The sequence below is a fragment of the Flavobacterium sp. GT3R68 genome, from assembly GCF_007109225.1.
Classification (GTDB): domain Bacteria; phylum Bacteroidota; class Bacteroidia; order Flavobacteriales; family Flavobacteriaceae; genus Flavobacterium.
Window position 1 is genome coordinate 152587 of the sequence record NZ_VJZK01000006.1, and the last position, 9663, is coordinate 162249.

Sequence of the window (9663 nt, forward strand, 5' to 3'; positions counted from 1 at the left end):
ATGAATGAAACGCTCAAAAGGTCATTATCAGGGGCTATCTATATAATTTTATTACTGGCTTCGATTCTATATTCGACCGAAAGTTTTTTTATCCTATTTGGAATTTTCCTCCTTATTTGCGTTTTTGAATTTTGTAGCCTTGTTCACATTCCTAAAATCATTCTTTTGTTATTAGCTGCGGGCACTTACTTTATACATTATTACATTCCCTTTAGCAGAATCACCGATGTTATATTACTTGCAGTCACTCTAAGCATTTCGATAAAAGCCATCTTTTTTTTGTTTGACGACAGCCAAACAAAAATTGATACCATTTCGAAATATATTTACCTCCTAGGATACATCATCCTTCCCATTATCATTATTACCAAAATACCCTTCGGAATAAAAGGGTATAACCCAAAAATCATTATCGGGATATTTATATTGATCTGGACTAATGACACATTTGCCTATATTGTTGGAAAATCTATCGGAAAAAGAAAATTATTCGAAAAAATTTCACCCAAAAAAACAATTGAAGGATTTATCGGTGGTGTTTTTTTTGCAGTCATTGCCAGTTTCTTTATATCCAAATACTATATTGAAGGACAAGAACTTGCACAAAAAATATGGATTGGATTTGCTTTGATAGTAGGCATTTTCGGTACCGTTGGGGATTTAATCGAATCCAAATTCAAGCGTATTGCCAATGTAAAAGACAGCGGAAAGATAATGCCCGGCCACGGGGGTATTCTAGATCGATTAGATAGTGTTATATTTGTGGCTCCATTTGTATTTTTATTTTATCAAATTTTATATTATGTTTCATAAAGAAGGCGGAAAAATCATTTTAATAGCATCCACTTTAATGGTTGTGTTTATTTTATTGGCTGACAAATTTATCACCATTCCATGGCTGAAAATGTCAGTGCAACTCTTAGTTTTATTCTTTTTAATTATGGTTCTGCAGTTTTTCAGAAATCCGAAAAGAGATGTTAAAATCGACGATAACCAAATCATTGCTCCAGTTGATGGTAAAGTGGTTGTCATTGAAGAGGTGTATGAAGGTGAATATTTCAAAGACAAACGTCTGCAGGTGTCCATATTCATGTCGCCAATAAATGTGCATGTTACACGTTATCCTATGAATGGAAAAGTGAAATTCAGCAAATACCATCCCGGAAAATTCCTTGTAGCGTGGCATCCAAAAGCAAGTGAAGAAAACGAAAGAACAACGGTAGTTATCGAGAATCCTGTTTTTGGAGAGATTCTTTACCGTCAGATAGCAGGTGCTTTGGCCAGACGAATCGTTAATTATGCGAAAGAAGGCATGCAGGTTGTTCAGGGTACGGATGCCGGTTTTATCAAATTCGGTTCCCGAGTTGATATTTTTTTACCTTTAGGCACACAAGTTAACGTGAAGCTGAACGAAAAAGCAGTTGGGGGAAAAACAATTATTGCAATTAAATCTTAATGACAGAAAAGGATTTAGATATTCGGTTCCAAAAAGCGGTAGATATAGCGTCTGCCATACCTCAGGCGTCACTTCCGCAGGATGTCCAGCTGAGACTATATGCCTATTACAAACAGGCTACTTTTGGAACATTAAATCCGAGTCATATTTCCAATTTTGATTTAAGAAACGCATTCAAAACCAATGCCTGGATGCAAATCAGTCACCTGACACCAGATGAAGCTAAAGAATTATACATTGAAACAATTATTGCCTTACAAAAAAAATAACGTGATCATGAAAAAAACATTTGGATTATTCTTGTGTTTTTCAGTTCTTTTGATATCACAATCCTGTAACAAAAAAAAACTTACTGAAGTCGTCGAAGTCCCACTTCCTACAGCACAGGAAAAAATTACCATTGGTAATCCTGAAGATGTAAAAGCGGATCCAGGATCGTTTAAAATGATTGCGCTCCCGTATTCCTATGATGCGTTAGCGCCGAGTATTGATTCCCGAACTTTGGAAACCCATTATTCCAAACATTACCTGACATATACTAACAATCTTAATAAAGCTATTGCAGGAACCGAGTTAGAACGATTGAGCATTGAAGATATCCTTTCACAGGCAGCGGTCGACAGCACCGATATTCGCAATAATGCCGGAGGATACTACAACCATAACTTGTATTGGGAATGTCTCGGCCCCAAGGCAGGCGGTCAGCCTAAAGATACTTTGGCAGCAGCTATTACCGCAGATTTTGATTCTTTTGAAAATTTTAAAACCCAATTTACAGCCGCAGCTACCAAGCAATTTGGTTCCGGTTGGGCATGGCTGATAGTGGACAAAACCGGCAAGCTTCAGGTTACAAATACACCTAATCAAGACAATCCGCTAATGCCAAAAGCTTTGATTCCCGGAACACCAATATTGGCATTGGATGTTTGGGAACACGCCTATTATCTGGATTATCAATACCGTCGGAAAAATTATATTGATGCTTTTTTCAATATCATCAATTGGGATGTAGTCCAGAAGAAATATGAGGAGGCCCTGAAAAAATAAATCTAAAGAGTATATTTATTCTTTTACAATAATCATTGTCGCCCTGAATCCTGTGGCGAGATTCCACTGGTTTGCGCAAATTGGAATTTCCTTATCATCATAAGCCTGAAATTCAGCGGTATTAGGACCTAAAAGTCCTTGATTTATTGCTTCAAATTCGATTTTATTAAAACCTTTCGTTAAGGGAATATCGAATTCCTGTGATGCGTCGTCGAGCGAAATTCGGGTAACCACAAGAACATCATTAACATAAAGGCGAACTTCATCGCCATCTATTAACCCGTAATCCCTACAGAAAACCTTAATAAAAGCAGATTTGGTTTTATAATCACCCAGATATTGATTTTTTCTATAAATGGTTTGTACTTCTTCACCGTCCCTTTTATTTAGTTTTTGCACGATGATATCTCCCGGATTTTTAAATTCCTCTTTTTGTATCATGGGACTCCTGGTGGGTAATTCTCCAATTTTCTTCATGCTACTTGGAAAAAGATCCAATCTAATTGGTAATCTTTTCAACGCTGGAAAATCGATGGGCGGGACGTTAAACTTGGAAAGAGCCCCAGAAGCTCCCGTTTTTAGATTACTTTCAAAATGGGGTATTGCCAATGTTTTACTACCAAATTCACGTTGCGCGAATCCTGGTAACGTCATACTAACAATCATCAATAACATGAGAAAAAGTTTCATAATCTTGATTAGGCAGACCCCAATTTATAATTTCGGTTAAAAATAGAAAAAAGGAAGATTGAAATACAATAATTAACTCAAAATTAAATTAATAAAAAATGTCCCAATAAATGGGACATTTTAATTCTAAAGTATAAACTCCTAGATTAGGCTTGCTAAGCTTTGCTCAATCGTTGCTATTTTGGCTAAAGCGTCGGCTTCTTTTTGTTTTTCATTATTCAGAACTTTTTCCGGGGCACCGGCAACAAATTTTTCGTTTGAAAGCTTTGACTGTACCGATTTCAGGAAACCTTGCGTGTATTTTAATTCTTCGGTCAGTTTTGAAATCTCTTCTTCAATATTGATAGAACCCATTATCGGAATAAAATATTCATTTGATTTTACGCGGAAAGACAAAGCACCATCCACTTTTTCTGATACATATTCCAATGCCGTAATATTCCCTAATTTGGTTACAACCGAATCAAAATATATTGAAATTTTATCATGGTTTATAACTTTCAGTTCGATTGGGTCCTTGAAGGGGATATTCTTGTCCTTTCTGATGGTCCTGATACCTGAAATCACCTCCATAGTGTTTTCGAAATCCGCAATCAGGTTCGCATTGAATGGTTTCAATACCGGCCATTCAGAAACAATTAGGGCTTCTTCAGTTGTTCTTTCTGTTATATAATGCCAGATTTCTTCCGTAAGGAAAGGCATGAACGGATGCAATAATTTCAGGTTGTTTTCGAGCATCTCAATTGCCTTGTTGAACGTCGCTTTGTCAATTGGAGCCTGGTATGCCGGTTTTATCATTTCCAGGAACCAGGAACAGAAATCGTCCCATACCAATTTGTAAATACCCATCAGGGCATCTGAAATACGGTATTTTTCGAAGTTGTCTTCAATTTCAACTAAAGTCTGCTGTAATTTGGCTTCGTACCATTCGATAGCTACTTTGGAAGAACCCGGCTGTGGAATTGTATCGCTTACTTCCCACCCTTTTATCAATCGGAAGGCGTTCCATATTTTATTAGTAAAGGCTTTTCCTTGATTACAAAGTTCCTCGTCGAACATGATGTCGTTTCCGGCAGAAGCGCTTAACAACAATCCAACACGAACACCATCAGCCCCGAATTTTTCAATTAAGTCCAATGGATCAGGTGAATTACCTAATGATTTTGACATCTTGCGCCTTTGCTTGTCGCGAACCAATCCCGTTAAATACACATTCGTAAAAGGTTTTTTACCGGTGTATTCGTATCCTGCAATAATCATTCTGGCTACCCAGAAAAATAAAATATCCGGACCTGTTACCAAGTCGTTCGTTGGATAATAATATTTGAAATCTTCATTTTCAGGTTCCATGATTCCTCCGAAAACAGCCATTGGCCATAACCACGATGAAAACCAGGTATCCAATGCATCTTTATCCTGTGTCAGGTCATCGATTGTCAATTGTGGGTTATTGGTTCTGGTTTTTGCCAATTCCAAGGCTTCCTCTTTCGATTCGGCTACCACATAATCTTCTTTTCCATCGCCAAAATAATAAGCCGGAATTTGTTGTCCCCACCATAATTGACGGGAAATATTCCAATCGCGGATATTTTCCAGCCAATGTCTGTAGGTATTTTCGAATTTTTTGGGATACAGTTTAATTTCGTCATCTTCCAAAACCGATTTGATGGCCGGTTTTACCAAATCCTCCATTTTCAGGAACCATTGGTCCGATAAGCGAGGTTCGATTACGGCTTTCGTTCTTTCGGAAGTTCCTACTTTGTTTAAATGGGTTTCGGTTTTTGCCAAAGCGCCGCTGGCTTCCAGCTCTCTTGAAATTTCTTCGCGAACTACAAAACGATCTTTTCCTTCATAGTGCAATCCAAAACTGTTGAGCGTAGCATCTTCATTGAAGATATCGACGATTTCAAGATTGTGTTTTTCACCCAATGCCTTGTCATTCATGTCGTGTGCCGGCGTCACTTTTAAACATCCGGTTCCGAACTCAATATCTACGTACTCATCTTCGATGATAGGGATTACCCTTCCGCAGATAGGAACGATGGCTTTTTTTCCTTTCAGATGCGCAAAACGTTCGTCATTTGGATTGATACAGATAGCAGTATCCCCAAAAATAGTTTCCGGGCGTGTTGTGGCAATCGTCAGGAAATCTTCACTACCTTCGATTTTATATTTTAGGAAATAGAGTTTTCCCTGTTGTTCCTCGTAAATAACTTCCTCATCAGATAAGGTCGTTTTAGCTTCCGGATCCCAGTTAACCATTCGGAAACCTCGATAAATCAATCCTTTTTGATGCAAATCAACAAACGAACGGATTACTGAAGCTGACATATCCGGATCCATCGTGAACTTCGTTCTTTCCCAATCGCAGGACGCACCTAGTTTTTTTAGCTGATCCAAAATAACACCTCCGTATTTATCGGTCCATTCCCAGGCATGAGCCAGGAATTCATCACGCGTCAGGTCATTTTTGTTGATTCCTTCCGCTTTCAGTTTCGCAACGACTTTAGCTTCGGTGGCAATGGATGCATGATCCGTTCCTGGAACCCAACAGGCGTTAAAGCCTTTCAATCGGGCGCGGCGAATTAGAACATCCTGAATCGTATTGTTCAGCATGTGTCCCATATGAAGTACCCCGGTCACGTTTGGCGGCGGAATTACAATAGTGTATGGTGTACGATGATCCGGTGTGGAGTGAAAATAATTATTTTTCATCCAGTAATCATACCATTTGTCTTCTATGGTCTTGGCGTCGAATTGCGATGGAATTGTCATTTTAGTATTGATTCGTTATTGCGTTGATTCTGTATTTGATTTATTATTGTAAACAATCAAATGATTTATTACTAGCCCTGATGGCAGTGGAAATCCCGCGCCTTTTCGCGCGGATTGCAACGTACAGCAGGAAAATGATTTATTAAAAAGGCTCAAAATAATTGCTCCAAAACTAAACAATTGAATTTTGGTACGCTATTTGTATTTGTTACAAAAGTAAATAATAATGTACAGTATAAAAAGCGAATTAAATATTTGTACATTAATTAAAACAAAACTAAATTTACATAACCAAACTAAAAGTTAAAAGATGAAAAGAATATTATTGTTATTAGCATTTATCGCTGTAAGTTTTTCAGCATTTGCTCAATCTGGTGCGAAAATCGAATTTTTGGCCAAAGATAATACGATCGATTACGGAACGGTAACGAAAGAGGAAGATAAAGGAGTCCGTGTTTTTCAATTTAAAAACACCGGTGATGCGCCTTTGATTATCACGAATGTACAATCGACCTGCGGGTGTACTGTTCCGACTAAACCAACGGAACCGATCATGCCTGGAAAAATGGGAGAAATCAGTGTGAAATACAACATGAATCTCGGCCCAATCAGAAAAACAATCACAGTGGAATCCAATGCGGTTAATTATCCGGAAGGCAGGGTTCCCTTGAAAATAAAAGGAGAGGTAGTTGTGAAAGAGGAAGTCAACTTGCTCGCCAAGAAAAAAGCATTACCAAATCAATAATAAAAAAAAGCGCTTCGATTGAAGCGCTTTTTTTTATAACATACTTTTCAGCTGGAATTTAAACTTCATAAGAACGTTATTTCGCTCCACTTCCATTTCTATAGTTTTTCCATCTTCTGATTTTAAAAGGGCAGTAATTTGTTCCAAGGAGTATTTATAGCTCGGTGACTTGTTGATGGAAATCACGACATCGCCTTTTTTCAATCCGCTTAAATCGGCGGGTGAATCCTTTCTGACATTGGAAATGGAGTAAATCGGTTTCAGGCTAAATTTATATTTAAAATCATTTTTAATTCTTTCCCCGCTGGAATCAAATTCAATTCCTTTGGGCGCGGTTTGCAATTGCACTGTTTCCTGAACCCATTGCAATCCCTGATGCTGTATCTCTACCCCGCTCATATTATAATTAAAGGGAGCATCGAAATTTCGTCCTCTTTTTAAATATAGGCTGCTGTTTTTATAGTCGAAAATAACGGAGAATCTTTTAAATATTTCCCCGCCAATGGATCCTGCCCTGTCCTTGACAAAAACGACATTCCCCAAGGAAGAAGTGTTTGGAAAAGCTACAATCGGATTCTCAAATCGGAATTGGTCGATGGCGAAATTGGCAACACGTGCTCTTTTTCCGTAGATATCACCATTGAAACCTCTTCCAAGAAAATCATTGAAATTTTTAGCTGGAACACCAATTTTATTCGCCCGGTTTTCAAATAACCAGATGGCATCGCTGTTTCCGGAATCCAGCAATAATTTTACCGGAACCGTTTTCTTAATAATGTCCACTGAAGCAAACAGATAGGGTTTGTTATTTTCGATGCTGATCGGATAGGAAGTGTATTTATTTTTAATTCGTTTACTGACTTTTTTATTTTCCTTGTAGACGAATACTTTTTTGCGGTCGTAATCGATTTCGACAAGGTTATTCTTAAAAAAATGGTATCCAATTATGCCGTTTACCGGGATTCCTACATGCGAAGAAAAATTAAAATCCTGATCCAGAACAATGAATAATTCATGATCAGCATCTAACATATGAGGAAGTTCAAGCTTATTATGTGATGACTTTAGGCCTTCAATTGCATCCTCGTCGCCCAATCCTTTTAGTTTAATTTTTTCGACATTAAAAAAACGGACTTCATCTTTATCTTCTAGACTAAATAAAATGGTTTCATCGACACCGGTATCCAGCAGGAAGTTCAGTTCCACGCCATTTACTTTGATTGGTATAAAAATCAAATTGTTAATCAATTGAAAAGGGATAACTACTTTATTCTTATTGGATTGAAATTGGAATCCGTCCTGAGCAAATAGAGGAATACTGATAAAACAGATTAAAATTAGAACAAACGCCTTCTTCATGGAAAATCATTTTTATAAAGTTACAATAAATACTACAAATAAAAATGATTTAACGATATCCGCTACTATAGATTGTCACTTTTTTGAAAAAAAAATCGCAAATTTGCATTTCAAAATAATCACACATGCCAAAAGTTTCAAACAAAGGAAAACAAATGCCTGAGTCGCCAATCCGAAAATTGGTGCCCTACGCAGAAATTGCGAAAAAGAAAGGAAATAAAGTATACCACCTGAATATTGGTCAACCGGATATCAAGACCCCGGAAGCGGCGATGAATTCGATTAAAAATCTTGACATAAAGGTTTTGGAATACAGTCATTCTGCCGGTTTTGAAAGCTACAGAACTAAATTATCCCAATATTATATCAACCATGGCCTGCCAATCAACGTAGCCGATATCATCATTACAACCGGTGGCTCGGAAGCATTGCTTTTTGCTATGGGGAGCACGATGGACCAAGGAGATGAGATCATTATTCCGGAACCGTTTTATGCTAACTATAATGGATTTTCAACAGCTTCAGGCGTAAAAGTAGTCCCGGTAATTTCCACTATTGAAACTGGATTTGCCTTACCTCCGATTGCAGATTTTGAAAAATTAATTACACCAAAAACAAAAGCTATCCTGATATGCAACCCTGGAAATCCAACAGGTTATTTGTATTCAAAAGAAGAAATGATGCAATTGGCAGAATTAGTTAAGAAGCATGATTTGTTTCTTATTGCTGACGAAGTATACCGTGAGTTTACTTATGATGGCGATGTGCATTATTCGGTGATGAATATTCCCGAATTGGAAGAACATGCCATTATGATTGATTCGGTTTCTAAAAGATACAGTATGTGTGGTGCCCGAATTGGCTGTATTGTTTCCAAAAACAAGGAACTTATGGCTACGGCAATGAAATTTGCACAAGCCAGATTGAGTCCGCCTACCTTTGCCCAAATTGCAAGTGAAGCTGCTCTTGACACTCCTCAAAGTTATTTTGATGAAGTAATTACTGAATATAGAGAGCGTAGAGACACTTTGATTACCGAATTGAATAAAATTGAAGGTGTAGTCGTAGCAAAACCTAAGGGTGCATTCTATTGTATTGCTCAATTGCCTATTGATAATGCAGATAAATTTGCACAATGGTTATTGGAGTCATATGACTTGGATAAAGAAACAGTTATGGTAGCTCCAGCCGCGGGTTTTTATTCTACTCCGGGAGTTGGTTTAAACGAAGTCCGAATTGCTTATGTTCTTAAGAAAGAAGATTTGATCCGTTCTGTAGAAATTTTAAAAGATGCGATAAGGGTTTACAATTCTAAATAGTATTGAAAACACAAAACCACTCAAATTGAGTGGTTTTTTTTTATTGCCATATTTAGATAAAAAAAGCCTCCAAACAAGAGGCTTTTTTATTTTAATAAAATTGTTATCTCTTCATGGAGAAGTGTGCCTTGAATACTTTGACAACTCCTTCTTCTGTATAGTCTACACTAAACCAGTAATCCGAGGATGGCATCAGCTGCCCGTTAAAAGTACCGTCCCAGCCAGTTGAATTAATCGGACTGAGCTGTTTAAGGAGTTTTCCGTAGCGGTCA

At 37.5% G+C, this 9663-nt stretch carries 10 protein-coding genes; 6 read left to right on the plus strand and 4 right to left on the minus strand.

What is annotated here, in order from left to right; genetic code table 11:
- The 4 genes from FNW07_RS12055 to FNW07_RS12070 are packed head-to-tail and all read left to right on the plus strand — an operon-like array spanning position 1 to position 2503.
- The gene (locus FNW07_RS12055) at positions 1 to 813 is read left to right on the plus strand and encodes a phosphatidate cytidylyltransferase (protein WP_126744006.1); all 813 of its coding nucleotides are present in this window, start codon (positions 1 to 3) and stop codon (positions 811 to 813) included.
- Entirely contained in the window at positions 803 to 1456 is a 654-nt protein-coding gene (locus tag FNW07_RS12060) for a phosphatidylserine decarboxylase family protein (protein WP_126744007.1), read from the plus strand. The genes FNW07_RS12055 and FNW07_RS12060 overlap by 11 nt, the downstream gene beginning before the upstream one ends.
- A complete protein-coding gene (locus FNW07_RS12065; protein ID WP_126744008.1) occupies positions 1456 to 1725 on the plus strand; it encodes an acyl-CoA-binding protein in 270 nt (89 codons plus the stop codon). Before FNW07_RS12060 ends, FNW07_RS12065 begins: the two co-directional genes overlap by 1 nt.
- Before the next feature lie 7 nt (positions 1726 to 1732).
- On the plus strand, positions 1733 to 2503 hold the full coding sequence (locus FNW07_RS12070; protein WP_126744009.1) for a superoxide dismutase: 771 nt from the start codon (positions 1733 to 1735) through the stop codon (positions 2501 to 2503).
- Between the two features lie 15 nt (positions 2504 to 2518).
- On the opposite strand, the gene FNW07_RS12075 is transcribed toward FNW07_RS12070, so the two are convergent.
- Both FNW07_RS12075 and FNW07_RS12080 read right to left on the minus strand, forming a co-directional pair.
- On the minus strand, positions 2519 to 3193 hold the full coding sequence (locus FNW07_RS12075; protein ID WP_126744010.1) for a hypothetical protein: 675 nt from the start codon (positions 3191 to 3193) through the stop codon (positions 2519 to 2521).
- Between the two features lie 141 nt (positions 3194 to 3334).
- Positions 3335 to 5968: a valine--tRNA ligase gene (locus FNW07_RS12080; RefSeq protein WP_126744011.1), complete on the minus strand. Its 2634-nt coding sequence runs from the start codon at positions 5966 to 5968 to the stop codon at positions 3335 to 3337.
- A 310-nt stretch (positions 5969 to 6278) separates the two neighbouring features.
- Here FNW07_RS12080 and FNW07_RS12085 point away from each other — a divergent pair, with 310 nt between their 5' ends.
- On the plus strand, positions 6279 to 6713 hold the full coding sequence (locus FNW07_RS12085) for a DUF1573 domain-containing protein (RefSeq protein ID WP_126744012.1): 435 nt from the start codon (positions 6279 to 6281) through the stop codon (positions 6711 to 6713).
- A gap of 33 nt (positions 6714 to 6746) precedes the next feature.
- Here the strand turns inward: FNW07_RS12085 and FNW07_RS12090 are convergent, their stop codons facing one another.
- Positions 6747 to 8072, minus strand: coding sequence for a PDZ domain-containing protein (locus tag FNW07_RS12090; protein WP_126744013.1), 1326 nt, complete (start codon positions 8070 to 8072; stop codon positions 6747 to 6749).
- A 125-nt stretch (positions 8073 to 8197) separates the two neighbouring features.
- On the opposite strand from FNW07_RS12090, the gene FNW07_RS12095 reads away from it, so the two are divergent.
- Entirely contained in the window at positions 8198 to 9391 is a 1194-nt protein-coding gene (locus FNW07_RS12095) for a pyridoxal phosphate-dependent aminotransferase (protein ID WP_126744014.1), read from the plus strand.
- 103 nt (positions 9392 to 9494) lie between these two features.
- On the opposite strand, the gene FNW07_RS12100 is transcribed toward FNW07_RS12095, so the two are convergent.
- Positions 9495 to 9663, minus strand: a 169-nt coding sequence (locus FNW07_RS12100; protein ID WP_144265636.1) for a T9SS type B sorting domain-containing protein, incomplete at its 5' end; no start/stop codon positions are given.

Coding starts and splice junctions, on each gene's coding strand:
- FNW07_RS12055 (WP_126744006.1), top strand. CDS start 1: ATGAATGAAACGCTCAAAAGGTCATTATCAGGGGCTATCTATATAATT.
- FNW07_RS12060 (WP_126744007.1), top strand. CDS start 803: ATGTTTCATAAAGAAGGCGGAAAAATCATTTTAATAGCATCCACTTTA.
- FNW07_RS12065 (WP_126744008.1), top strand. CDS start 1,456: ATGACAGAAAAGGATTTAGATATTCGGTTCCAAAAAGCGGTAGATATA.
- FNW07_RS12070 (WP_126744009.1), top strand. CDS start 1,733: ATGAAAAAAACATTTGGATTATTCTTGTGTTTTTCAGTTCTTTTGATA.
- FNW07_RS12075 (WP_126744010.1), bottom strand. CDS start 3,193: ATGAAACTTTTTCTCATGTTATTGATGATTGTTAGTATGACGTTACCA.
- FNW07_RS12080 (WP_126744011.1), bottom strand. CDS start 5,968: ATGACAATTCCATCGCAATTCGACGCCAAGACCATAGAAGACAAATGG.
- FNW07_RS12085 (WP_126744012.1), top strand. CDS start 6,279: ATGAAAAGAATATTATTGTTATTAGCATTTATCGCTGTAAGTTTTTCA.
- FNW07_RS12090 (WP_126744013.1), bottom strand. CDS start 8,072: ATGAAGAAGGCGTTTGTTCTAATTTTAATCTGTTTTATCAGTATTCCT.
- FNW07_RS12095 (WP_126744014.1), top strand. CDS start 8,198: ATGCCAAAAGTTTCAAACAAAGGAAAACAAATGCCTGAGTCGCCAATC.